Source organism: Helicobacter rappini (genome assembly GCF_900198625.1).
Lineage (GTDB): Bacteria > Campylobacterota > Campylobacteria > Campylobacterales > Helicobacteraceae > Helicobacter_A > Helicobacter_A rappini.
In genome coordinates this window covers 1-21,603 of the sequence record NZ_FZPK01000051.1, presented here as the reverse complement: position 1 = coordinate 21,603, position 21,603 = coordinate 1, and the positions used below count along the sequence as shown (strand labels likewise).

General features: G+C 29.3%; 34 protein-coding genes. 2 read left to right on the top strand and 32 right to left on the bottom strand.

The genetic code is table 11. The annotated features are described in order from the left end of the window. From C6H17_RS09795 to C6H17_RS12300, 6 genes are all read right to left on the bottom strand, one after another. Positions 1 to 1,231: ATPase, T2SS/T4P/T4SS family (locus C6H17_RS09795; RefSeq protein WP_104731422.1), on the bottom strand; the 1,231-nt coding region annotated here is incomplete at its 3' end. A 2-nt stretch (positions 1,232 to 1,233) separates the two neighbouring features. Then, on the bottom strand, positions 1,234 to 1,713 hold the full coding sequence (locus tag C6H17_RS09790) for a hypothetical protein (protein ID WP_005218031.1): 480 nt from the start codon (positions 1,711 to 1,713) through the stop codon (positions 1,234 to 1,236). Further along, on the bottom strand, positions 1,710 to 2,120 hold the full coding sequence (locus tag C6H17_RS09785; protein WP_005218032.1) for a hypothetical protein: 411 nt from the start codon (positions 2,118 to 2,120) through the stop codon (positions 1,710 to 1,712). The genes C6H17_RS09790 and C6H17_RS09785 overlap by 4 nt, the downstream gene beginning before the upstream one ends. Next, complete coding sequence (locus tag C6H17_RS09780) at positions 2,113 to 2,412, bottom strand: hypothetical protein (protein ID WP_005218033.1); 300 nt, start codon at positions 2,410 to 2,412, stop codon at positions 2,113 to 2,115. The genes C6H17_RS09785 and C6H17_RS09780 overlap by 8 nt, the downstream gene beginning before the upstream one ends. A gap of 1 nt (position 2,413) precedes the next feature. Continuing rightward, the gene (locus tag C6H17_RS09775; RefSeq protein WP_005218034.1) at positions 2,414 to 3,649 is read right to left on the bottom strand and encodes a DNA type IV secretion system protein ComB10; all 1,236 of its coding nucleotides are present in this window, start codon (positions 3,647 to 3,649) and stop codon (positions 2,414 to 2,416) included. Further along, complete coding sequence (locus C6H17_RS12300; RefSeq protein ID WP_020995932.1) at positions 3,595 to 3,732, bottom strand: hypothetical protein; 138 nt, start codon at positions 3,730 to 3,732, stop codon at positions 3,595 to 3,597. The genes C6H17_RS09775 and C6H17_RS12300 overlap by 55 nt, the downstream gene beginning before the upstream one ends. Positions 3,733 to 4,593: 861 nt before the next feature. Here C6H17_RS12300 and C6H17_RS09770 point away from each other — a divergent pair. Beyond that, the gene (locus C6H17_RS09770) at positions 4,594 to 4,824 is read left to right on the top strand and encodes a hypothetical protein (RefSeq protein ID WP_020995931.1); all 231 of its coding nucleotides are present in this window, start codon (positions 4,594 to 4,596) and stop codon (positions 4,822 to 4,824) included. 5 nt (positions 4,825 to 4,829) lie between these two features. Then, positions 4,830 to 7,148: a relaxase/mobilization nuclease domain-containing protein gene (locus C6H17_RS09765; protein WP_020995930.1), complete on the top strand. Its 2,319-nt coding sequence runs from the start codon at positions 4,830 to 4,832 to the stop codon at positions 7,146 to 7,148. Between the two features lie 24 nt (positions 7,149 to 7,172). Here the strand turns inward: C6H17_RS09765 and C6H17_RS09760 are convergent, their stop codons facing one another. The 26 genes from C6H17_RS09760 to C6H17_RS09645 form a co-directional block, all read right to left on the bottom strand. Then, the gene (locus tag C6H17_RS09760) at positions 7,173 to 7,388 is read right to left on the bottom strand and encodes a hypothetical protein (protein WP_005218037.1); all 216 of its coding nucleotides are present in this window, start codon (positions 7,386 to 7,388) and stop codon (positions 7,173 to 7,175) included. A gap of 18 nt (positions 7,389 to 7,406) precedes the next feature. Beyond that, on the bottom strand, positions 7,407 to 7,697 hold the full coding sequence (locus C6H17_RS09755; RefSeq protein ID WP_005218039.1) for a hypothetical protein: 291 nt from the start codon (positions 7,695 to 7,697) through the stop codon (positions 7,407 to 7,409). Positions 7,698 to 7,708: 11 nt separating this feature from the next. Then, positions 7,709 to 7,987: a type II toxin-antitoxin system YafQ family toxin gene (locus C6H17_RS09750; RefSeq protein ID WP_020995929.1), complete on the bottom strand. Its 279-nt coding sequence runs from the start codon at positions 7,985 to 7,987 to the stop codon at positions 7,709 to 7,711. Continuing rightward, positions 7,947 to 8,297 (bottom strand): hypothetical protein, encoded by a 351-nt coding sequence (locus tag C6H17_RS12575; RefSeq protein ID WP_005218044.1) that lies wholly within the window; start codon positions 8,295 to 8,297, stop codon positions 7,947 to 7,949. Before C6H17_RS12575 ends, C6H17_RS09750 begins: the two co-directional genes overlap by 41 nt. A gap of 79 nt (positions 8,298 to 8,376) precedes the next feature. Then, positions 8,377 to 9,036, bottom strand: coding sequence for an AAA family ATPase (locus C6H17_RS09740; RefSeq protein ID WP_005218046.1), 660 nt, complete (start codon positions 9,034 to 9,036; stop codon positions 8,377 to 8,379). A gap of 237 nt (positions 9,037 to 9,273) precedes the next feature. Further along, positions 9,274 to 9,792, bottom strand: coding sequence for a hypothetical protein (locus C6H17_RS09735; protein ID WP_005218048.1), 519 nt, complete (start codon positions 9,790 to 9,792; stop codon positions 9,274 to 9,276). Between the two features lie 123 nt (positions 9,793 to 9,915). Beyond that, positions 9,916 to 11,541: a hypothetical protein gene (locus C6H17_RS09730; RefSeq protein ID WP_005218050.1), complete on the bottom strand. Its 1,626-nt coding sequence runs from the start codon at positions 11,539 to 11,541 to the stop codon at positions 9,916 to 9,918. A 27-nt stretch (positions 11,542 to 11,568) separates the two neighbouring features. Further along, positions 11,569 to 12,252: a hypothetical protein gene (locus tag C6H17_RS09725; protein WP_104731421.1), complete on the bottom strand. Its 684-nt coding sequence runs from the start codon at positions 12,250 to 12,252 to the stop codon at positions 11,569 to 11,571. 17 nt (positions 12,253 to 12,269) lie between these two features. Continuing rightward, positions 12,270 to 12,491: a hypothetical protein gene (locus C6H17_RS09720; RefSeq protein ID WP_020995926.1), complete on the bottom strand. Its 222-nt coding sequence runs from the start codon at positions 12,489 to 12,491 to the stop codon at positions 12,270 to 12,272. Between the two features lie 87 nt (positions 12,492 to 12,578). Further along, positions 12,579 to 12,752, bottom strand: coding sequence for a hypothetical protein (locus tag C6H17_RS12295; protein WP_005220120.1), 174 nt, complete (start codon positions 12,750 to 12,752; stop codon positions 12,579 to 12,581). Between the two features lie 84 nt (positions 12,753 to 12,836). Then, complete coding sequence (locus C6H17_RS13065; protein ID WP_020995925.1) at positions 12,837 to 13,421, bottom strand: hypothetical protein; 585 nt, start codon at positions 13,419 to 13,421, stop codon at positions 12,837 to 12,839. A gap of 9 nt (positions 13,422 to 13,430) precedes the next feature. After that, positions 13,431 to 13,904 carry a hypothetical protein gene (locus C6H17_RS09705; protein WP_005218054.1) on the bottom strand — a complete coding sequence of 158 codons (474 nt, stop codon included), beginning with the start codon at positions 13,902 to 13,904 and terminating at the stop codon, positions 13,431 to 13,433. Positions 13,905 to 13,966: 62 nt separating this feature from the next. After that, the gene (locus C6H17_RS13325) at positions 13,967 to 14,101 is read right to left on the bottom strand and encodes a hypothetical protein (RefSeq protein WP_004089404.1); all 135 of its coding nucleotides are present in this window, start codon (positions 14,099 to 14,101) and stop codon (positions 13,967 to 13,969) included. 4 nt (positions 14,102 to 14,105) lie between these two features. After that, a complete protein-coding gene (locus tag C6H17_RS09700; RefSeq protein ID WP_020995924.1) occupies positions 14,106 to 14,321 on the bottom strand; it encodes a hypothetical protein in 216 nt (71 codons plus the stop codon). 376 nt (positions 14,322 to 14,697) lie between these two features. After that, complete coding sequence (locus C6H17_RS09695; protein ID WP_155243514.1) at positions 14,698 to 14,868, bottom strand: hypothetical protein; 171 nt, start codon at positions 14,866 to 14,868, stop codon at positions 14,698 to 14,700. 357 nt (positions 14,869 to 15,225) lie between these two features. Continuing rightward, a complete protein-coding gene (locus tag C6H17_RS09690) occupies positions 15,226 to 15,498 on the bottom strand; it encodes a CHC2 zinc finger domain-containing protein (protein WP_020995923.1) in 273 nt (90 codons plus the stop codon). 340 nt (positions 15,499 to 15,838) lie between these two features. Further along, complete coding sequence (locus C6H17_RS09685) at positions 15,839 to 16,027, bottom strand: hypothetical protein (protein ID WP_005218060.1); 189 nt, start codon at positions 16,025 to 16,027, stop codon at positions 15,839 to 15,841. Positions 16,028 to 16,039: 12 nt separating this feature from the next. Further along, positions 16,040 to 17,404 (bottom strand): ATPase domain-containing protein, encoded by a 1,365-nt coding sequence (locus tag C6H17_RS09680; protein ID WP_020995922.1) that lies wholly within the window; start codon positions 17,402 to 17,404, stop codon positions 16,040 to 16,042. Beyond that, positions 17,397 to 17,852 (bottom strand): hypothetical protein, encoded by a 456-nt coding sequence (locus tag C6H17_RS09675; RefSeq protein WP_005218063.1) that lies wholly within the window; start codon positions 17,850 to 17,852, stop codon positions 17,397 to 17,399. The genes C6H17_RS09680 and C6H17_RS09675 overlap by 8 nt, the downstream gene beginning before the upstream one ends. Next, positions 17,845 to 18,483 (bottom strand): hypothetical protein, encoded by a 639-nt coding sequence (locus C6H17_RS09670; protein ID WP_005218065.1) that lies wholly within the window; start codon positions 18,481 to 18,483, stop codon positions 17,845 to 17,847. The genes C6H17_RS09675 and C6H17_RS09670 overlap by 8 nt, the downstream gene beginning before the upstream one ends. A 10-nt stretch (positions 18,484 to 18,493) precedes the next feature. After that, positions 18,494 to 18,880 carry a hypothetical protein gene (locus C6H17_RS09665; protein WP_005218066.1) on the bottom strand — a complete coding sequence of 129 codons (387 nt, stop codon included), beginning with the start codon at positions 18,878 to 18,880 and terminating at the stop codon, positions 18,494 to 18,496. After that, a complete protein-coding gene (locus C6H17_RS12290) occupies positions 18,877 to 19,014 on the bottom strand; it encodes a hypothetical protein (RefSeq protein ID WP_020995921.1) in 138 nt (45 codons plus the stop codon). Before C6H17_RS12290 ends, C6H17_RS09665 begins: the two co-directional genes overlap by 4 nt. Before the next feature lie 13 nt (positions 19,015 to 19,027). Next, positions 19,028 to 20,140 carry a tyrosine-type recombinase/integrase gene (locus C6H17_RS09660; RefSeq protein WP_005218068.1) on the bottom strand — a complete coding sequence of 371 codons (1,113 nt, stop codon included), beginning with the start codon at positions 20,138 to 20,140 and terminating at the stop codon, positions 19,028 to 19,030. Positions 20,141 to 20,142: 2 nt separating this feature from the next. Further along, positions 20,143 to 20,367, bottom strand: coding sequence for a hypothetical protein (locus tag C6H17_RS09655; protein ID WP_005218070.1), 225 nt, complete (start codon positions 20,365 to 20,367; stop codon positions 20,143 to 20,145). Between the two features lie 169 nt (positions 20,368 to 20,536). Then, positions 20,537 to 20,872, bottom strand: a complete 336-nt coding sequence (locus C6H17_RS09650; RefSeq protein WP_005218072.1) for a YopX family protein — start codon at positions 20,870 to 20,872, stop codon at positions 20,537 to 20,539. A 71-nt stretch (positions 20,873 to 20,943) separates the two neighbouring features. Beyond that, on the bottom strand, positions 20,944 to 21,603 hold a 660-nt coding region (locus tag C6H17_RS09645; RefSeq protein WP_158655019.1), incomplete at its 5' end, for a hypothetical protein.

Sequence of the window (21,603 nt, the reverse complement as noted above, 5' to 3'; positions counted from 1 at the left end):
TTTGAATCTGTTTTTTGCCCATAAAACCTAAGTCTTTTTGTTTTACCATGCTTTTTTCGTGTTCGTGTTTTTTCAAGGTGTCTTTAGCTTTTTCTAGGGTGTTTTTCTCGTTTTCTTTAAAGCTTGGTAGATACTCATCAATGTATTTTAATCTATCATTGATGTTTGTTGCATATTCTGTTTTTTTATCCATACTCTTTTCTGCATTGTATTTTTCAATGTTTTTTTCTAAGGCTTGTTTATTGTTGAGTTCTTTTTCTCTTTGTAGTATGAAGTTATCTAATTTTTCTTTAGAATTTTGCATTTCCTCTAATGCTTTTTCTGCTGTTTCTTTTGTTAAAGGCTTACCTTTTTCTAAATCATTTAGCATTTCTTTCATAAGTGGCTTATCAGCTGGCTTTTCTTGTGCTTCGCCCATTTGGTATAAAGCTTTATCAAGTGTATATAAGGCTCTTACAAAATCTGCTAGTGAATGTGTTTTTACGATATTATCTAAGGCTTTGTTTAAGTCATCAGATTCTTTAGCTAGGTCTAGTTCATGGTCTTGTCCTTTTCCTATAATTAAATCTTTTGTCTCTTTTGCTACTGCTACTGCACCTTTCCCTATGGCATTTGCAAATTTTGCTACTTTACTTCCCTCCTCTTTAGGTATTGCAATTTGAGTTCTGTTTTCATTTTCAATAAATAGCTCTTGGCTATCCTCAATGGTTACCACTCTATCCTCTTTTGGAATTTCGCCCATTAATGAGTTTAGAAATGAAGTCTTACCGCTACCTGTGCCTCCACTGACTAATACATTCTTTTTATCTCTAATAAATTGTCGTATTAAGTCATAATTCCAACCTTGTTGTATCAGCTTATCACTAAGTTTAAAGGATTCTAATTCAAAGCGTTTATTGCTTGGAATCCTTATACAAATAGATACATCACTATTAAATAAGATACTTTCATGTTGTGCTTGCACTCTGTATCTTAAATAAGGTGGTGGTAATTCACATGATAAGCTTGGATACTTCTCATTAAAGCGTTGGTGTCTGCGTGTAGCAAGTTGTTGTAAAAAGCTTGTTAAAAATTCATAATCAAGCTTTTCATCTACAATTCTCTCCCATCTATCGCCATAATCTACAAAAAACTCACATGATTTTGTAAAGATTAATTCGTTTGCTTCAAGCCTTAGATACTTATCTAGTATGTCTAGTTTATGTGCTAATACTACATTTACATTACTCATAACTAATCCTTTTTAGGTTCTGTTACTTGTGTTTGTGTTTCTGCATTAAGCTTTGTCTCTAATGCTACATTTTCCCATTTATTCTCTGCCTCCACTTTATATGGGGCTTGTTTCTCTGTATTGTTCTTGCATTCTGCATTTTGTTCTGTAAATTTCTTATTGCAACACTCATAGCCTTTTGCATATCCTGCTTGGTAAGCTTCATGTATGATTTTCTTTAATTGCAATGTAGAATCTAACATGATATTCTCTGCTTTTTCTTGCAAGTGTATTACACCACTAGGTTTTATTTGTTCTTGTGTTTCAGTGATGAGTTCCTGCAAGTTATTGGCGTTTTTGTTAGAATCCTTATTTGTCATTTCTTTTAGCTTCTCTGTTGCTTCATTTGCAAGGCTTTTAGTTTTTGCTAAGATGTTTTGCATATTCTCATTTTTGTCAATGTATTGCTCTTTAGCATTTTTCAATTTATTCAATAAACTCATTTTGTATCCTTTGGTTTGATTTTTTCTTGCAATTCTTTTTTGTCAATTCTTTCATCAACCTCTTGCAATTCATCATAAAAGAGTGCCTTTATTTCTTTCATTGCTTTTGCATGTTGCGTGTTTAAAAGTTTGATTTGATTTACTTCAAACTCATGCTTACTTAGTATGTTTGGCTCAATAGAAAAGATATATACGCCTACCATACTTCCTATACCGCACAATGTCCCTGTTATAAAGCCTATAAAGAGATTTTTAGTGTTTTTTAACTTCTCTTGTCTTTCTGCCTGTTTTATGCGGTTATATGTTTCTTTATCCATTTGATATTTTTTATCATCAAGTGGATTAATCTTTGAATAGATTTCCTCTATTACATCTTTTTTCTCTATCTCTTGCGTTGTATTACTCATTATCTAGCTCCTTATTTTGTGTAGTTGTATTTACATTGTTATGATTTTGTAAAATCTCATTTCGTTTTAGATTAAGCTTCTCTAGCTTTTTAACCTTTGATTCTTGTTGCTTGTTGAAAACGACTAAATCTTTTGTTATCTCTTTGGATAGCTTTTCGATTTGTTTTTCAACCTTGTCTAACTCTTTATTTACATTGCCTGTTTGTATGCCTTTCACTCTCTCTGTTAGCTGTTGCTGTTTTTTAGTAGCTTCATCGATTGTGATTGTGTTTGGGTTGTGTTTTGCTGTCATATTATTTCTCCTCAAAATATTTAGCCATAATCTCATTTTTCTTTGGTATTGGAAACCAAATATGAGTAGATGGCGTTATGAAAATCCTACTACCTGCTTTTATTTGGATAATAGGTTTTATTTGTTGTTGTGTTTGCAATATTTGTTTTAAAGCTGTATTTATATCAGCTTGTCCTTGTGCTAAAACTTGTCCTGTATAGAATGCTGAACCTGCACTTGCATTAGGTTTTTGTGTTCCATTAGCTATTGCAAATGTTAAAGAGTTAGCTAATGTCTGCATAGATATACCTACGCCATATCTTTGCCAATATCTATTATTTAGATAACCTTTAGCACCTGCATATCCCTCGCTATCGCCTGTTACTGCATTTGTAAGCATGATATTTACGCCTTGTGGTGTAATAATCTCTCTCCATACAATTTGTAGTCTAGCTTGTCCCACATTATTATCATTCTTATAGAATCCTATGACTTTACTACCTCTAGGTATTAAAACCGCTTTACCCATGTGTGCGTATATGTCTTGTTCTACTTGTGCTGATACTATTCCCTCAATTTCACTATTGATAGGTGTAAGTAGCACACATGGTATAAGCTTACCTGCTGGTATCATTCTATGAAGTTTATGTTCGTTTGTAGCTTCATCTATGTTTTCTTGGTTAGAGAAACTAGAATCCCCATATTTTGCTGTGCTTGCTTCTTTTGTTTTAGATTCGTTTGCTACTAGCAATGATTGTCTCATAATTTCATCTAAGCTCATTTCACTATTGTCTAATTCGCTTAAGTCATCAACTCCATACTCATCAAGGATAGGGTGTCTAGGTTGTTTTGCTTTAACATTGCCCTTACCTTTTTGTTTGTATTTACCCTTACTGCCTTGTGTGCCTTTTGATTTTCTTTGTAGCTTTTTCTTTTTTAAATCTTTCTCTGCTTGGTGTTTTTTTATTAGCATTTTTAGCTTATTGCTATCAATGATAACTCCATTAGAATCATATAGAATTGCATTGCCATCAGAATCAAACTCTACTCTAATAGGTTTTCCAAAGGTATCAAGGATTAAGTCGCCATCTTTATCTACTAAATTGCCTTTAGAATCCACTAATACTACATTCCGATTTTTATCTACTGCAACTTTAATCGGTTTGCCATATTTATCTAAGATAGGCTTACCGCTAGAATCAACTAAGTTACCTTGTCTTTTAGATTTCCTAAATCTGCAAATGCAATGGGGGTGCATAATAAAAAGCAAGTTAGAATTGCTAGATTTCTCTTTGTGCTAGACTTGATTTTTGCTATCACATTTTTAACATTTTTTAACATGCTATATCCTTTGGTAAAAATTCAAAAACTACTATTAAAAGCTATCATAAAAAACAGAGATTATTTTTATATATTTTGTTACCATTAATTTTTGTTTGATGAAACTACTTGTATAAGGGAGTTTGCTGGTATGAAAAAAATTAATTTTGCGTGTATTTTTTGATTAAAAAGTGGCTATTTTTTTGAAAAAATTATATATTTCTTTATATATGTTTTTATATGCAAGAAAAAATTACATGCAAAATTAATCAAAAAATATCAACAAAAATTTATGCTTCTTGTATCAAAAATATTGCATGTATGAATGTGAATTTTACTTGTATATTTTTATGATATTACATGTATCAAAGATAGAACTTGTATATTTGAATAAATTAGGCTTGTATCAAAAAATCTACATGTATAGATTATATGGCTTGTATGCTATATGTATTGCTTGTATCAAAGATTATTGCTTGTATATTGAGTAGTTTTACTTCCCACGCAAATACTTAAGGCATGTATCTAAAAATTTTACCTGTATTAAGGTCATTTGCTTGTATGAATACATTTAGCGTGTATGAAGTGATTTTCACATTTCAAGTTTAGAAAATAAATATTGCGTGTATATAGATTTTACTTGTATCAAAAAATATTGCTTGTATAAGATATTTTTCTTATTCTATTTGCTTTCTATCACAAAAAATATGATAAAAAACATATATAGCTTGAATGCCCTACCACACGAAGTTTCCCCCTATATTTGTATATACAAAATGGTTATCCTGCCACTACTACTGACTAAAATATTGTGTTAAAACTTACTCTTATTTTGTTATAATGGGTATATTTGAATTTAATGCTGTGTTTATGGAGTTTTATATGACTTTGTTGATAGAAAATGCGAATGCAAAAACGATAAAGGCTATTAGGGCTGTGCTAGATTTAGATTCTAATGCAACGATAGATGTTTTGCATGATTGCACTCATAATCCTAGCACATTAGATAATTGGTTAAATGAAGCTAATGAAGCAATAGAGTTATATAAGAAAGGCAAGTTAAAATCTTATGATAATCCGCAAGACATGCACGCTGATATTTTTAGGGAATAATTTCAATGTCTTATAATCCATATAAACAATTTGATTTAATCTTTAAAGCATTTGAGGATATGCAAAAAGATAAATATGTTTTTTGGGAGGATAAAGATACTAGAATACAAAAAAGATACCCTAAAATTCCACACGAAAAAGCTAAGGATAGTTATTTATTTTTTGTAAGGCGTCCTGCTAGACATTCAAGGCAAGTTGTTGTAAAAACACTCTCTAATTTAGATAAAAGAGGGACATATAATGCTATTAGCTATGTTATTAGACACTCTGATTCAAGTTATGCTATTGATGAACTTGGTAATTCTGTTTCTCTTAAAGAAATAATGAGTGATTGGAAAAATGATTTTGGCACTCATAAAAATTCTAAAGATAGTTGGCATTTATGCTTTTCTATCAATGAGGAATTAACTGATAGGAATATTAAAGCTTTACAAGAGAGTGTTAAGGCTGTATTAGAAAAACATTTTTACGCACATAAATATATACAAGTTTTGCATACTCATCAAAATAATCCGCATATACATGTAGTAGTTAATAAACGAAATATGATTACACATAAGAAACTTCATTTTAAAGAAAAAAGTGATATTAGAGATTTTTTTACTGATATTAAAAATGATTTTGCAATAGCTCTAAATTTTCATGGTTTATATTATTCTAACGCACAAAGAGTTGAGAGAGAAAGTATATTAAGTAAATCTAGTTTTTTAGATACCATAGGGCATAATGATTACTATAAAGATACGATAGAACAATTAGATAAAGATAGAGATAGATTACTTAAAAAAAGAGATAATATAAGTAAAAAGACTGATATATTAAATGATGATTTAAAAGATTTACAAAAACAAAGAGATGAGTTACAAAATATAATTGATGATATAAAATCAAAAGAGTTATATTTTTATGCAGAAAAATCAAAGGTTTTAAAAGAAGTAGAAAAGATTCTAACTTCAAATAAAAAGGATAAAAAAGCAATAGGGGCTTTGTTTGATAGTATTCCACAATACCCTGATAAATCTGTTATGTTTTTTGCATTAAAACAGATTAAAGAGATAAGTAAAACTATAAAAGCAAAACGCCATGAAAAAAGATTATTATCTAAAGATTATAATTCTATTGATAAACATATTAGAGAAGTAGAGAGAGAAGCAAGATACCATAGGCAAGAATTTTCAAAAGATACAGATGATAAAGCATTAGTTACTAAAGCTAAAGAGAGATATTTAGATTTTATACTTAAACATAAAAGAGGTGCTACAAAATCTCAATTAGATGTTGCTAGGAATATACACAATCAAATACGAGAGGAACAAAAAGCATTAGAGATACATTTATCAATGCAACAACAATTTGATAATCTTTTATTAAAGCATTTTAATATACATACGAATAGCTTTAGTCTTATCCATGCTTGTAAGAATTTAGATAAAAAGATGAGAATTTTGCATAATATGGATAAATATGCTCTTACAGATTCTAAGATTTATGAGAATTATTTTAATACGCTTAAAGAAAATAGTGTTGTGCTAGATAAAATCATTAATGAAAAAATCTTACATTATGAAAGTATTCTTACAAATGAAAAGGAATGGGATAAGTATAGCTTAAATACCTTGAATTATTATCACAAAGAGTTTATGACACTTGTTACTTATTTAGATAACAAAGATTATCAAATGAGTGAAAATGATAAGAATGAATTGAAAGATAAAATAGATACTTATATGGTAAAAAAACAAGCTGAATTTAAACAAAAACAAGAACAACACGATAAATTACAATACTATAAAGATTTTATTGAGTGGTATATACAACAGCATAAATTTTCAAGCCCTGATTATATTAGAAAGAGTTTAACTGAAAAGGCTAAGAATAATACAATAGAACAATATTTTATACAATATAATGATAGCGGATTACTTGATTATATGGTGTATTTAAGGCAAAAAGAAAAAGAGAAAAAGGATATTACTGCAACACAAAATGTTTCAAAAGATACTCCAAAAGAGTTGCAAGAATTACCTGAATCACAATTAAAAGAGAGTAAGGAATTTTATAGGCAATTTGTAGAATGGTATGCAAAGGAATTTGATTTCAATGATGATATATCTTTAAAGGAACTTTATTTGAAACGAGCTTTAAGTGGTGAGTTAGAAAATTCATTTGCTAAACAATATAACACTGCCATAGATGATTTTAAAGCTTATCTTAACAAAGAATATGGTTATAACATTTATGCTAAAAAAGATACTGCAAAAGATTCCAAAACAGAATCTAAAACTGCATTACAAAATGATAAAGATAAAGGTATTGAACGCTAAATTGTATGATATAGCATTTTATCTTTAAAATAGACTTGGTTGGTTTATGTCTTTCTGCTCGGCTCTTTTTGCAATAAATGCTTTATACTCTGGGGTGTTTTTGATTGTATCAATCATAAATTTGTTAGCGTGTCCTATCTCGTTATAAAACTCTTTCAAAGTTTTATCAACTCTAAAGCTTTGCGTATATGTTGGCTCTTTTCTTGGTCTGCCACCTTTATTTTTTTTCCTTGTCTCCATTTTTTTGTCCTTTATTTCTTAAATAATCTCTATTGGCTTATCATCTGTTAAAAGCTTAGTCCTTGAATACTCTGCTATTGTCATTCTATATGATTTAGCAATATTCTTTAAATAGTCATGCTCCTCTTGTGTGAGATAGATTGCTACATGTTTTACTCTTTTATCTTTCTCATCTTTGAGTTTCATACCTTTTTTTATACCACCTACTTTTCTAGTAGGCTCACTACCACTTGCATTGTTGATAAACTCTTGTAATTTATCATTATCTATATTTTCTGTCTTTTGATTTAAATTTACACTTTTAAACATTTTCTATCCTTTCATTTTTTAAATAAATCACTATGGCTACCAACTCGCATAAGATTTAAATGTAAGATATTCTCTTGTATTTCATACATTAAAAGCAAATCAGGCTTTACATGACATTCTCTAAAGTCTTTTAGATTGCCTTTTAACTTATGGTCTTTATATTTTTGGTCTAATATCTCGCCATTCGCTAATTTTTCTATAACTTCATCAACCAATAACCTATCATTATTGCTTAATTTTTCATAGTCTTTAACAAACTTTCTGTGATACAAAATTGTGTATTTCGCCATTTTCAACCGCCCTCTTAAATTCATTATGACTTTCAAACATTAACGCATTACCATTTTCATATTCTTTTTGCATTTGTTCTCTGTCTGCCAACAACTCTTTTTCAAACTCATCTGTATAGCCATTTTCTGTAAGATTCTCACTTATATGATTTGTCTTATCTATATGGCTTACTTCATTATTTATGCCTTGTGTAGTAGCATTATTGTCATTGCATTCTACAAGTGTTTTCATGTTTGCTTTAACACCATTTGCTAATCCTTGAAATGCTTCTACATATTCTTTTTTTACATTTTCAATTATTAAAGTCATGTGTATCCTTTCCCATAATTTATATTAAAACATGTTAAATCATGTTATTTTAACATAAAACATTATGATTTATTTTAAATCATTTCATGTTGTTATGGATTTCTTTATACAAACTCATAAAATCTGTATATGCCTTATCACTTTTATTGCAAAATTCAGTTATTCCCATGCCATATTCTACTGCATTTCTATATGCTTCTCTCTCATATATTACTGAATCCATTAAAGACAAATTCTCTAATTTTTGTTCTTTAATATATGTTTTTAGATTATCCACCTTTTTTTGTAAGAATGGGTTAGGACTAGCTTTTGTAACGATGATATAAGCTTTTGACTTCTCGTTAAACACTCTAGCTTGTTCGTATATCTCATTCATCTTGCTTAATACCATAATATCATATTGACTAGGGATAAGCGGTATTAAAACAATATCTGCTACAATCAAAGCTAATCGCATTTCCTTAGAATCTCTACCGCCTGTATCTATGATGATAATGTCATATTTAGATTCTAAGCTTTTTACTTCCCTTGCTAATGAGTCGCCTATTTTTGATAAGCAATGAAAAGTTAAATCTTTATTCTCATTAGTTCTCACATTACAAAAAGCTTCGCTGCTTCTTTGTGGGTCTGTATCTAACAATAACACTTCTTTTTTATCCATGCTAAATTGTATAGCTAGATTTACACTTAAAGTAGTTTTTCCACTACCGCCTTTTTCATTTGCTACTGCAATAATCATTATATATCCTTTAATATGAAATACAATGTTAAAAACATTATTTTAACGCAAAATATCATCTTTAACATTAAAACAACATTTTTAATCTTAAAACACTATTATCTATTTTAAATCATGTCTATTTATGATAATTAATCATAAAAGATTATAAAATATCATAAAATACTTTTACCTACTCACAAAAACTTGGGTGGGGCTGGGTTGCGTGGTGTTTTTGCCCTCGCTTCCGCTCCGCTTTTAGCTCTCGCTTTGCCCTGCTTTTGTTTTTGCATTAATGTTGTATGTAATAATTTCTTGTTTTTTATCATTTCGCACTATTTGCATACTCTCATTAACATTAGAAACGATAGCATGGGTATATCCTCTCTCATTTAGCATTTTTCTTGCCATTATTAAAGCTTCATCTGCTATTCTTGTAATAAGATTTAGCTTAATTTTTGGATTTGTATCCTGTGCTTCATCTGTTTCTTTCCACATTTCTAATTGAAACTCCTCCATTCTTTCAAGCCTTTCAACTCTCTCCATTTCATCTTGGTATTCTTGTGTCTTTTCAATCTCTTGCCACCTAATCTCTTGGTGTATATTTTGCAATACCAGATTCTCTAGCTTTTTTAGCTCCTGCTTGATATTTTCAACGATTTTCTCTTGTTCGCTTGCTGTCAATTCACAAAATATAAACTCATCATCAAGGTGGATTTGCAAAGACTTTATCCTATCTATTATTTCATTTTCAATTCTTTCAATTATTGTTTTCATGTCCTAATCCTTTTTATTAATGTATTTTTTATGATAATTTATCATAAAATATTTTAAATTATTGTAGCATAACACTTCAACTTTTACAAAAAAACTTGGGTGGGGCTGGGTTGCGTGGTGTTTTTAGCCCCGCTTCGCCCCGCTTTTAGCTTTCGCTTTTGGTGGGCTTCTTTCTTTTGCAATGACTGCCTTTATAACCCTTTTTTCAATTACACTATTAAAGCTATCTATATGCTTGTAGTCTGTAAGGCTTTTATGCTGTTTATGCGATAAAGATATATCTTTCATGCTAAAAGTTAGCAATGATTTCTTTTTAGCTTTTAAATCTAGTTCTTGTTTAGATTCTGTGTTCTGTAAAGATTTGTTAGAAAAATCTTTTCTTGCAATAGATTCTGTGTTTTCTTGTTTGATTGCTTCAAAGATTACTTCTTTCAATTTTTCTTTTAATATTTGATTATTTGCTATCCCATTATATGCTTGTGGATATGTCATTGCAATATCTATAAAATGTAATTTAAAAATCTTTTCAAATTCTATTTTTGCTTCTTTCTCATTGTGCAACGATTCTATAAGTTTAACATGTTTGCTTATATCATCTTTTAAGCACATAATCTTTTCTATTGTGTCTTTATCTGTGATATTAGCTTCTTTGATAATAGATTGCATGTCGTTTATATATTTGTTTTCTGTGTTTGCTTCAAACTCTGCTTTATCTATGTCTATGATATTTTTACGCATATATTCTTTAATATTTTCAAGCAAGTTTATATCTATTTTTTCATTGCCCTCTAATATTATTTCTATGCCATTAAAATCAAAACATTCTATATTTAAGCAATTATCTATTATTACATATTCGCTATTTTCTTTTTCGCTAAAATATATGGTGGTGTTTCTTAGCTCATATTCTTTATAGCCTTGTTCTTTTAGCCTTTCTGTGTATAATGGTAATGGTGCAAATGTGTGCCTTAATGGTGTTTTTGTCCTTAGAATTTCAAGCATATAATTCATTACTGCTTTATTGCATGATAATTCTTGTATTCTCTCTATAAAAGATTGCTTTCTATTTTTATAATATATTAAATCATTTTGTGCTTCTTTTATTTTATCTTTGATAACTTCTTGCTTTTCAATCTTTGCAATATATTCTCTTTGATTTTGTATTATATAATTAATAGAATATATTCTTTTTAGCAAGTATTTAAACTCTTTATACTCATTAAATTGTTTGAGTCTCTGCATGTCTATTTCATTGTCTTTAATGCTAGATTCTGTGTTTTCTGCATTAAAGTCTGTTTCTGTTTCTTGTGCTTCTTGCATATTTGTATCTATGCTAGAATCTGTTTCACTTTCACTATAAACAATATTATTTTCTTTTTCAATTTGATGAATGCAAAAACTAAAAAAGCTACTTTCTAATAAGTCGTGTCTGTCTATCTCTGCTACGATAGAATCAAATATTGCAAATACATGTTTGCTGTTATGTTCTTTTAATTGTTTTTCTATATCATAATCACCATGTATAAAATCACTAAAAATAACATTTTCTTTTAAGTCTGTATCCATACATTCTAAAAAGCTAGAATCTACTTCACAAACACACTTGCAAGTATTATCTTTTTCGCTTATAAAATAAAACTTATTTTTTACTTTATACATTATCCTATTTTCTCCATTGTTGCAAAAAATTGTGTCTCTTATATACTTTGTCAATGTGTTATAAGTCTTTGCAATGTTTTCTACTTTCATGTTGTATCCTTTCTCTTTAAACTTGTATTATTTAATAATTGGCATTTCTACTATATCAATGGTATTTTCTAAGTCGTGCTGTATAATCCTATAAGGCATTGTGTCATTTTTAAAATACCATGTTGCTTCTTTCTTTGTGTCTAGGGCTATCATAGAATTGCTGGTTCTTGTTTGCAATGCGATTGTTTTTCCATTTAGCTCGGTGCTGTCTATATTTTCTCTTTGCTTTGCAATTCTTGCATTACCTATTTTTGCTGTTATGAGATTGTCTTTAAACTCTATAACCTTTTTTGTAAAGCTATTAAATAATGCAAGTTTGCTAAATTCACTTGATAATTTGACTTTACATGCGTATTCAAACTTATCGTATATATGCTTATAATCTACATATTTATGGTATCTTTCTACTTTACCGCTTATAATCCCTTTATCGCTTTTATACATGATTTCTACTTCATGTTCTTTTATGTTTGCATTAAAGGATATTTCTCCACTTTTTTTACTGCCTACTTTGATTAAGTTTTTAAGGCTGTAAAAATCAAGGTTTAATTCGTTGCATTCTAATTGGCTATTATTACAATGCACTTTAATTAGCACTTTGCTATCTGTAAAAATTACATATTCTTTTGTGATATGTAAGGCTTTCATCTTGCTAAATTCGTTTTTGCCTACTTTACATTTAAGAATTGCTGTTGGTATAAAAATTTGCATGTTTTAATCCTTTCCTTTTAATTTGCTTCTTTAAGCTCGTTTAATATGCTTATAAAGTTTGTATAAACATATTTACTCATTTTCTTATGTGCCTTGATTAATTCTGTTTGCAATACAATACTATTGAGATAGATTTCTCGCATGATTGGATTTTTAAAACTCTTTACACTCTCTTGCATTCTTTCTTTAAATGCTTGTATGATTAGGTTTTCTTGTTGCCTTTTTGTCAATGTTTGCATGTTGTTTCCTTTCATGTTAATTTATTTTAATTCATATTTATTTATGATATTTCATTATAAAAGATTATAAAATATCATAAAATCCTTTTACCTATTCACAAAAACTTGGGTGGGGCTGGGTTGCGTGGTGTTTTTAGCCCCGCTTCCGCTTTGCTTTTGTTTAGGTTTGCCTTTTTTGTCTAACTCGCTGTTAATTAGCTCGTTTAGCTTTTCGGCTGATATTACTGCATGTATATATACTTCATGTATATAATTTTTCATTCTGTCCCCTTTCTGTTGTTTTATGTTATTTCATATTAATTTATGATATTTAATCATAAATCATAATAAAATAACATTGTTTCCTTACTGCTTTTTTGCTTGTTTGCTTAGATGTTCCCTTGTTATCTCTAATATATCTATATTATGAGATTCTGTCCTTGTCCTTGCTAACTCGCTGTTAATTAACTCGTTAAGCTTTTCGGCTGATTTTTCCTTGTATTCTGTGTAAAGCTCTGCTAATGATTCTATAATGTCTTTTTCACAAAATAGCGTTTTTAAAATCTGTATTGAAAAATCCTTTTGCATTACTTCATGTATATAATTTTTCATTCTGTCCCCTTTCTTGTTGTCTAACAATATGCAATTTTTAGCATTTATGCACTTTTCAAAATAGCATGTCATAGGCTCTTGTTCTTTTACATGTTTTAGCAAGGCTTGTATGTCATTATGCTTTTTAAAGCTTTTGTGGTTTGATATAAAGCTAATTTTATTTGCTTCTATTGTTCCAAACTCTACTAACTCGCCTTTAAAACTGCTTTGGCATAAAAACACACATAAGGCGGATTTTAAGCCCGTTATGTTCCTTTTGTGTGATGAAATAGCGTTATAATATGTTGCCCCTGTTGCCCTGTTTGTCTGCCTTGTCGCATAAAATGTTAGTGTTTTCATATTGCCCCCTTATGCTTTCTTTCTTAGCTTAATTTCGCCTTTTATGATTGCTTGTAGTAGCTCCATGTTATCATAATCAACCGCTATTTCTAGGGCGTCCGCTAATGTAGAATCCGATTCACAATTAAAAAAACTTGCCATGCTGTCATAATAAGGGTTTAAAAGCTCGTTTAGGTCTATATTATAGCCGAGTCTATTTAGTATGCCTTGTGCCTTTTCTAAAGTGTGATTAATAGCTAAATAGCATAAATCCACTGAATCATAATCTGTAAAAAAATCACTTTCTAGGCTTTCATAAAATAAATCCGCTAATTTGTCGGCGGTCTCGCTTTCGTGGTAGATTCCGCTTAATATCTCCAATGCCTTGTAAATGTCGCCATATCCAAAGGGGCAAATTTTTAATAAAAATCTATTAAAATTTTCTTGTTTTAGCCTTTCTATTCGCTCCGCTGGTGTTTTTAATAACTCGCTATTGTGTGCCATGTTTTTAACCTTTCAAAATTAAATTAAAAGGTTATTGAAGTATTAAGGGGTTAAAGTGTAGGTTATTTTTGCTTTTGCTCTTGTTTGCTCTTTCTTGTTTCAATGTCTTTAATGTCTTTATAAGCTTTAAATACAAAAATTAAAGGCATTGCAAATAACATAATTAAAGGCGGTATTAATAAAATTTCTTGATTCATGGTTTTAGCTCCTTTCATTGTCTTTGATTTTGCTTATACATTCATAAGAAACAAAACCGCATATAATAGCACACATAAAACAAACATAACAAGCAAGTAATACCAACATGCTATAATCACTGCTTGTGTAAATATATGCGATTAAACCCGTGCTAATTGTAGCACAAAATAACATTAACGACTTGAAAAAATCGCTTAAGCTTTTATAATATTCTTTCATACTGCCAAACCTTAGCAAAAAAAGCTAAAAGCATTATAACCTATTTTAACATTAACATTTCAAATAACCTTTAGAATCTAAAGAGAAACAAAAGGCTAAAAAACTTGACTTTATTTTTTAATCTAGCTATAATGTCGCTGATTTTAGTTTCTTAAAGTCAATTTTGATTTTATCTATATCGCAAGTATAGTTAAAATCGCCTTTTAACTTCCTTTTTAAATTCATGCCACAATTATAACAAAATTTCAAAAAAAAGTCAATACAAAAAGCCCTATTTTACGCATTTTTTTATATTTTTTTAGCACTTTTTTAACGATTTTTTCATGTTATTTTTTTATAAAAAAGTTATGATTTTTATAACCTATTTTATGCCCTTTTATGCTGTATAACATGCAAAGCTTTTAAAGGGGGTTTTAAAGCGTGTTAGCAGTAAAGCACAAAACACAAAGGGGGCTTCATTTGCAAGGGCGTGAAGTGGCAATAAAGCACAATAACAAGGGGTTTTAAAGCTCGTTAGCAGTAGTCCGCCTTTGTTTGATAACCGCACACCCCATAAAAAAAGCGATTTAGTCAAGGGTGGCGAAGCCATTAGTTTTATTTTTTTTGCGTAAAGCGGAGTTGCCAAGTAAGTGGGGTTTAGTCCGCAAAAAAATAAAACTAACCACGCCCTTGACTAAAGCGGTTTTTTTATTATAATCTGCGGTTGAAAACAAAGTGGAATACTGCTACTAGCATATATTTATTATATGATTAGTTTATATTGTAAATCCTTGCCATTTATTATTTCAATCTATTAATTGTATTAATTGAATAAAAAACTCACTCAAATGTATAATAAAAATCATTTAAAAGCTAAAAAAGTTGCTTCTATTTTAACTATATTATATAGCTTATTTATCTATAATTATGCTAATGTGCTTAACTCATCAATAGCTTTTACAAAATTTACATTTTTCATTTTCATGTAGAGTTTTATTGTATCTCCACCCTCTCCACAACCAAAGCAATACCATAGATTTTTTTGTGTATTAATTGTGAAACTTGCTTTATTTTCTATATGAAAAGGACATATTGCTACATAGTTTCTACCATTCTTTTGCAATTCTATTCCTAATCTTTCACATACATTCACTAAATCCTTATCTTTTACTTCCTGTATTCTTTCTTTTGGAATCATGGTTTCTCCTTGTGTGTTAGTTTGCTTTTCATGGCAACAAACGAGCGGTTTTGTCAAGGGGGTAGGCAAGCAAAGCGTAGCCTACCAACGAACGAATGAGTGAAACGAAATGAGTGAAGTGTCCCTTGACAAAAGCAAGAGCGAAGTTTGTTATAATAGAAAAGCAAACACACAAGGAGAAACCATGCAAAAGAGAAAAGCAGTGAAAGATTAGCGTGTGGGTGTGATAAGAGAGACTATATTATACATTTGCCTGACTTTTTAGCTTTAAATGATTTATATTATACATTTGAGCGAGTTTTTCTTTGTGTTTAGTGTAAGTATTATTTTTCAATTCTTTTTATATCTCTCTTGCATTCATCTGTATAAAAAATTGATAGATTGTATATGTCTTTAATATGTTGTTTTCTGTGAGTATTTTTACTTCATTATTACTAAAATCCACTTTTGCTTTTATAATCACATTAGTGCCTGTTATTTGATAGCTTTTGTATGGAATTTCTTTTGTGTTTTCTATTGTGTTTGTCATATTGTGTCCTTTCTAAACTAATAATCTCTCTAAATTAACTTTTTCTACTTGTATCTGTGGCTCTGTTTCTTGTGGTCTCATTTTAATTTCTTGCTCTCCTTTAATTTTTCCTTGCGGATATGAGTATGATTGTTTAAAATATCTATTCATATCACTACTGCTATTCTTTCTTGTGTCCTGCAATGGCGTTTCAAACATGAGAGTGTTTCTATTAAACTCTACATTGTTTTTTCCTAATACTCCCTCTTGCTTATTCTTTTTAATGTTGATTATGTATTCAAAATCATCATCTTTCTCGTTCTTTTCAATGGATAGTATTATTGATGGCACATATTGCCCTATAACACTTCCATAAGGCGATGATTTATCAGCTTTTGAGTATTGGACTATCAAAAATATTGCAATCTCATACTTTTGGACTAATTTATGCAATACTTGAAATTTCTTATTTTGCTTTTCTACTTCATATTTTTCATCATGCACTTCTATACACATTTGTGAATCTATTAAGAAAAACTTTACACCCTGCTTTGCTAGGTTTGCTATGGCTAATTCTAGTCTATTTAGTTCTCTAGTGTCTGTATCTAAGAATCTATTTATCCGCATTGCATTATATGTATCTTGTGTTATTTGATTTTCTTTTAATAAGATTTTATCTATCTTATTGCTTCTTTCTATGTAGCTTTTAGCACTAAATTCAAGGCTAAAATAGCAAGTTTTATGATTTTTGCTAAGATTATGTAATATTTGTAATCCTAAGCTTGTTTTTCCACTTTCAGCGTCCCCTGCTATCAATATTAACTGATTAAGCTTTATACCGCCTTTTAAAGCATTATCGATACAATTTAAGCCTATTTGATACCTTACATTGTTTGTGTCGTTTTCTTTTAGATAAGTCTCCCATTCAGCAAAGCTTTTGATATGCTCGTTTGTTCCCATGCTATCATTGATTTGTTCTATTGATTTTATGGAATTAAAGAGTATAGAATTGATTGTGCTTGAATCATTTTGCAATATTTCATTTCTAAGATTTGATAGAAAGTTAAGCGTTGTTAATGTTTTATTGTTTTCTACAATTTTTATCACATACTCATCAATATTTGCAATAGGTGATTCTGCCATGATTAATGCAATATCATCAAGTGTTATGTGTGGCATATCCTTTTTTGCTTCCATGCAAATCATCTCTGGCGTAAAGGATTGATTTTGTTTATCTAATACTTCAAATGCTTTAAAGATTGTTTTGCATATTTGAGTATAGAAATAGGTGTGATTTATCCCATATTTTGTTGTAATGTCAGCAAATTTTTGTGGATTAAACATTATACTTGATATTACAACTTTTTCAATTTTTGTGTTTATATCATTGTCAAGCATTTTCAGCTCCTTTTAGTTTATCTGTATTTTTAGTTCTTTTTAGACTCTCTAATTCTCTGTTTAGTTTTATTATTTTTCTATTTTGTCCTATTATTTTGGTTTTTTGCTCTTGTTCTATTTTTATCATTTTTTTTATTTTTTCTTTTAGCTCTTGTATTTCATCATCTCTCTTTTTTATTACTACTTGTCTGTAAAATCTTACTAATTCTGCGTGGTCGTTTTCTGCTTTTTTTAGTAATTCAATCATTTGATTCTGCCAAAATTCGCTTATCTCACTTACTTCTTGCCATTCTAATTCTTTATCTTTGTTTATAGAATTGTTTTTGTTTTCAATGTTTTCACATGATTTTAATACTCGTTTAATGTCGTTTGATGTGTATGAGTCTTCATGTTTTAATTTTGAAAATCTTAGTATTTTTTGAATTTCTTTTTCTTTGTAGTTACTCATTGTTCTCTCCTTTAGTTTCTTTTCTAGTTTTTAGTTGTGGTTTGATTTCCATTTTTTCTATTGGTTCTGTTGATTCTATTTTTTGTTTGTGGTATGTTTCAAAACTATTGTTAATTTGATTATATTCATTATTTAATTTATTCATTTTTTCTATTGTTTCGTCTATTATCCTTTCAGCATTTATTATCCACTTAGACATTTTTAAGCTAGAATATGTGCTTTTTGCTCTTTCTTTGTATTTTGTGTTATGCACTAGAATGTTATATTCTTTTATTAGTGTTGGAATACATTCATCATGGTCTATTCTATTGTTTAGCATGTTTTCCATGTATTCTATATATTTCAAACATTCATTTATAGTTTTTTCATCTTGTTTTATTATTTTTTTATAATCTTTATCTAGTTTTTCTATTATTTCTTTGCTTTTTTTGCATAATTCAATATACAACTCGTTTCTTTCATCACTAATTTCTTTTTGCTTTATATATTTTGTTCTTAAATTATTTTTATCCTCACTATCAAAAGTTTGTATATTTTTTAAATATGTTATTTCTTTTTTCAGTTCCTTTATCTTTCTGCTTCTTATACCTAAATATCTTAGCATTCTTTTAATCTCTCTAAAGTTACTCATTATTCTCTCCTTAAAATAAACTTAGCTCATTGTGTGTTTTGACATTTTCAATGTTTTCGTCTTTCTTTTCCCTTGTCTTTTGCTTTATCTCATCTTTAACCTTTTGACTTGCATTGTTATAGAGATAATCAAATTCTTTTTCCATTAAATTAGTTAATCTCTCAAGCTTTTTTCTGTCTCTATTTTCCATTGGTATGCTTTCAATTAAAATCTGTATCATATTTATAGCCATAGCGTGTTTCATGTAATATTCTCCTTTCTCTTTGAAGTCTTTTTGCAATTCATTTAAGGCTATTTCTATATTCAACTCTTTCTTTTTGCCTAATATTTTGTGTGCCTTTTCAAGTATGCCACGCTCTTTTTCTTTTAGTGCTATTGTGCTAACTTTCATTTTCATGTTTTTTTTATTATCCTTTTCATTGCTGTTAGTATGATTTCTTTATTATTGAAACCTGTTATGTTCTTAATTTTTTCTATTTGTTCTTGTGTTTGCTTTCTCACTCTTATTAAGGATTGTGTTGTCTTTTTCATTTCCTATCCTTTCTCAAGCGTGTTGCTTTTCATATTCTAAAAAACATAGCCCTCTTGTCTTATCATCTCTTATGTGTTCTACATAAAAGTTACATGTTGTTGCTATGTCTTTGTGTCCTAACATTTTTGAAACCCATGCTATATCCTCTCCATAGGCAATCATAATGCTTGCAAATGTATGTCTTGTTGAATATAGAGTTCTGTCTCCTATGTTTAGCTCTTGTAAAATCTTTTTGAAATATTTTCTCATGGTGCTATCACTAATAAAACCTCCCCTCTTGTTTAAGAAAATATATCCGCTACCATTGGTGTCTAGTGTATCTTTTAATAGCGACTTTAAAAATGGTAGTATTTGTATATTTCTCTTTCCATTTTCTGTTTTTGTGGTGCTTATTGTGTTTGTGCCTTGCTGTAAAGATTTATATACCTGTATAGTATTTTTCTCTACATTTATATCACTATATTTTAAGGCTAGTATCTCATTTACTCTCATACCTGTTAGTAATGCTAATTGAAAATACATTTTTAGCCTATTATCCATGTCTTTTGTTTTCAAGTGCTTTAGTATATCCATCACCTGATTAAGATTTAAAGGGTCATTTAATCTCTGTGGCTCTGCATATTCTTTTTTCTTATGCTTTATTATTTGCATAGGATTACTATCTGTAAATATTTCATCACATATTGCATAGTCAAATATTTTTCTTAAGACACATATTGCAATACCCTTATTTTTAAAGCTTAAATGTGAAAATTTGTCTTTAAAAATAACTTTCATAATCTTTGGGCTAAATTCTTGTAATCTCATATTTCCTATACTTGATACAATATGTTTTTTAAAGACATTTTCATATCTTATGAGAGTAGATTTTTTACAATTTTCTCTTTCCAATTCTAGCACCTTGTAACCATATTCTGTGATAGTATCAATATGCTTTTGTTCTTGCATATCTCTTTCTCTTTTGTATTGCATGATTATTTTTCTGTAATTCTTTTCTACATATTCCAAGTTTTCAGCATTAACAACATATTTTGTAGAAAACCTATATCTTACATTGTCGAGTGTAGCTTGAATTTGAATATAACTACTATTATTTCTAATCTTTGCGTGTTTATACTTTTTCATACTTACTCCTTATTGCTGTCTATCATTTCATTTATTTGCGTATCTAAGTTATCCATGCTATCTTTCATTGTTTGCATTCTTTTTTGCAATAGCATTACGCTAGAAGCTAGGATTTGCATGTTTTGATTGATAGCATTTAGCGTATCTGTGTATTGTGTTAAAAAGACTTCAAATTCAATCTTTTCGTTTTCATTTGTGTTTTGTTGTTTTGTGTTATTTTCTTTCATTCTCTATCCTTTCCTAACAAATCAGCATTCTCGTGGATATTGCCTACTACTTCTAATCTAAAGTTAAGGTAAAAAGACATATCAAAAAGACTAAAGTATTTTGTATGTCCTCTCTTTGTTTGGCGTTTTATGCAATATCCCCCTCCCTCATTCTTGAAAAATACCTGTGTCAAAAATGTTTTTTTTTAAGGCATTTTTCTTTGATGTGTTTTGCTAAAACTTCATCTCTATCATCATTATATTTGCCCCTATTTTTAAAACAAACTATATCGCCCTCATAAATCTTTTTGCCATTCTTATCACAAAGTCCGCTCCATAACTCAATCTCACAATCACTAGGACACATAGGTTCGCCATCATAGTAGGCGTGTAACTCGCTTTCACATACACCATAATCTTGTTGTGGATTAGAAAATCCTATGTCTAGCTTATAATCTTTACTTGCATAAGTGAGAGTTTCCTCGTCTTTATTCCAAATCCTAAAATCAAAGTCTTTTAATTGCATTCTTTATCCTTTGATTGTGATAGTTTTCTTAAACTCAATATTATGCTTATTATTCATTTTCTATCCTTTCTCTAAGCCACTTTCTTAGCTTTTCTATTAAAAAATCTGTTTCTATGTGTCGGCTTAAATACCCAATTATAACCACGCACAATGCTTTGATTTATTGCATTTACTATATCAATTTTTAGATATTCAAATTTTGCTAATTCAAGTAAAAATTTATTCAATGCAAAGCTGTTAAAATACCTGCCCTTGCTGTTTCTGTAAGCTATAAACTCTTGTATGGATTCCTTGTATTTGTGAGATATTTCTATGATTTTTTGTTGCTCTTTAGCTTCTTTTGCTTTAAATTGACTTTCTAGCATATTCCACAAATTATTCAAAGCTTTCACGCCAAGTCTATTGTCGCATATCCATATTTCTTGCCCTCTTAAACTTTTTTCGATTAAAGCCTTTAAGTTACCGCCCTGCCTTAGTATTTCTTTTATCGTGTCTATCATAAGATTCTTATTTTCTTTTACGATAAAAACACCTGTGTGTGCTAGTTGTTTCGCATAATTCATAAACAATTCATACTCATCATCGCTAAGTATCTTTTTCAAGCTAGAGAAATTGATACCATTTGCTCTCTTAATCTCTTTATCGCAAGTTTGAATGATGTCTGCAATAAATTTCTGCGGTATCACAAAGGATTTAAGGCTATTACTTTTCTCTCCCTCCCCCCTAAACAA

Excerpts from the sequence above, each read along its gene's own strand:
- C6H17_RS09790 (WP_005218031.1), bottom strand. The coding sequence starts at position 1,713 with ATGAGTTTATTGAATAAATTGAAAAATGCTAAAGAGCAATACATTGAC.
- C6H17_RS09785 (WP_005218032.1), bottom strand. The coding sequence starts at position 2,120 with ATGAGTAATACAACGCAAGAGATAGAGAAAAAAGATGTAATAGAGGAA.
- C6H17_RS09780 (WP_005218033.1), bottom strand. The coding sequence starts at position 2,412 with ATGACAGCAAAACACAACCCAAACACAATCACAATCGATGAAGCTACT.
- C6H17_RS09775 (WP_005218034.1), bottom strand. The coding sequence starts at position 3,649 with ATGCACCCCCATTGCATTTGCAGATTTAGGAAATCTAAAAGACAAGGT.
- C6H17_RS12300 (WP_020995932.1), bottom strand. The coding sequence starts at position 3,732 with ATGTTAAAAAATGTTAAAAATGTGATAGCAAAAATCAAGTCTAGCACA.
- C6H17_RS09770 (WP_020995931.1), top strand. The coding sequence starts at position 4,594 with ATGACTTTGTTGATAGAAAATGCGAATGCAAAAACGATAAAGGCTATT.
- C6H17_RS09765 (WP_020995930.1), top strand. The coding sequence starts at position 4,830 with ATGTCTTATAATCCATATAAACAATTTGATTTAATCTTTAAAGCATTT.
- C6H17_RS09760 (WP_005218037.1), bottom strand. The coding sequence starts at position 7,388 with ATGGAGACAAGGAAAAAAAATAAAGGTGGCAGACCAAGAAAAGAGCCA.
- C6H17_RS09755 (WP_005218039.1), bottom strand. The coding sequence starts at position 7,697 with ATGTTTAAAAGTGTAAATTTAAATCAAAAGACAGAAAATATAGATAAT.
- C6H17_RS09750 (WP_020995929.1), bottom strand. The coding sequence starts at position 7,987 with ATGGCGAAATACACAATTTTGTATCACAGAAAGTTTGTTAAAGACTAT.
- C6H17_RS12575 (WP_005218044.1), bottom strand. The coding sequence starts at position 8,297 with ATGACTTTAATAATTGAAAATGTAAAAAAAGAATATGTAGAAGCATTT.
- C6H17_RS09740 (WP_005218046.1), bottom strand. The coding sequence starts at position 9,036 with ATGATTATTGCAGTAGCAAATGAAAAAGGCGGTAGTGGAAAAACTACT.
- C6H17_RS09735 (WP_005218048.1), bottom strand. The coding sequence starts at position 9,792 with ATGAAAACAATAATTGAAAGAATTGAAAATGAAATAATAGATAGGATA.
- C6H17_RS09730 (WP_005218050.1), bottom strand. The coding sequence starts at position 11,541 with ATGAAAGTAGAAAACATTGCAAAGACTTATAACACATTGACAAAGTAT.
- C6H17_RS09725 (WP_104731421.1), bottom strand. The coding sequence starts at position 12,252 with ATGCAAATTTTTATACCAACAGCAATTCTTAAATGTAAAGTAGGCAAA.
- C6H17_RS09720 (WP_020995926.1), bottom strand. The coding sequence starts at position 12,491 with ATGCAAACATTGACAAAAAGGCAACAAGAAAACCTAATCATACAAGCA.
- C6H17_RS12295 (WP_005220120.1), bottom strand. The coding sequence starts at position 12,752 with ATGAAAAATTATATACATGAAGTATATATACATGCAGTAATATCAGCC.
- C6H17_RS13065 (WP_020995925.1), bottom strand. The coding sequence starts at position 13,421 with ATGAAAACACTAACATTTTATGCGACAAGGCAGACAAACAGGGCAACA.
- C6H17_RS09705 (WP_005218054.1), bottom strand. The coding sequence starts at position 13,904 with ATGGCACACAATAGCGAGTTATTAAAAACACCAGCGGAGCGAATAGAA.
- C6H17_RS13325 (WP_004089404.1), bottom strand. The coding sequence starts at position 14,101 with ATGAATCAAGAAATTTTATTAATACCGCCTTTAATTATGTTATTTGCA.
- C6H17_RS09700 (WP_020995924.1), bottom strand. The coding sequence starts at position 14,321 with ATGAAAGAATATTATAAAAGCTTAAGCGATTTTTTCAAGTCGTTAATG.
- C6H17_RS09690 (WP_020995923.1), bottom strand. The coding sequence starts at position 15,498 with ATGATTCCAAAAGAAAGAATACAGGAAGTAAAAGATAAGGATTTAGTG.
- C6H17_RS09685 (WP_005218060.1), bottom strand. The coding sequence starts at position 16,027 with ATGACAAACACAATAGAAAACACAAAAGAAATTCCATACAAAAGCTAT.
- C6H17_RS09680 (WP_020995922.1), bottom strand. The coding sequence starts at position 17,404 with ATGCTTGACAATGATATAAACACAAAAATTGAAAAAGTTGTAATATCA.
- C6H17_RS09675 (WP_005218063.1), bottom strand. The coding sequence starts at position 17,852 with ATGAGTAACTACAAAGAAAAAGAAATTCAAAAAATACTAAGATTTTCA.
- C6H17_RS09670 (WP_005218065.1), bottom strand. The coding sequence starts at position 18,483 with ATGAGTAACTTTAGAGAGATTAAAAGAATGCTAAGATATTTAGGTATA.
- C6H17_RS09665 (WP_005218066.1), bottom strand. The coding sequence starts at position 18,880 with ATGAAAATGAAAGTTAGCACAATAGCACTAAAAGAAAAAGAGCGTGGC.
- C6H17_RS12290 (WP_020995921.1), bottom strand. The coding sequence starts at position 19,014 with ATGAAAAAGACAACACAATCCTTAATAAGAGTGAGAAAGCAAACACAA.
- C6H17_RS09660 (WP_005218068.1), bottom strand. The coding sequence starts at position 20,140 with ATGAAAAAGTATAAACACGCAAAGATTAGAAATAATAGTAGTTATATT.
- C6H17_RS09655 (WP_005218070.1), bottom strand. The coding sequence starts at position 20,367 with ATGAAAGAAAATAACACAAAACAACAAAACACAAATGAAAACGAAAAG.
- C6H17_RS09650 (WP_005218072.1), bottom strand. The coding sequence starts at position 20,872 with ATGCAATTAAAAGACTTTGATTTTAGGATTTGGAATAAAGACGAGGAA.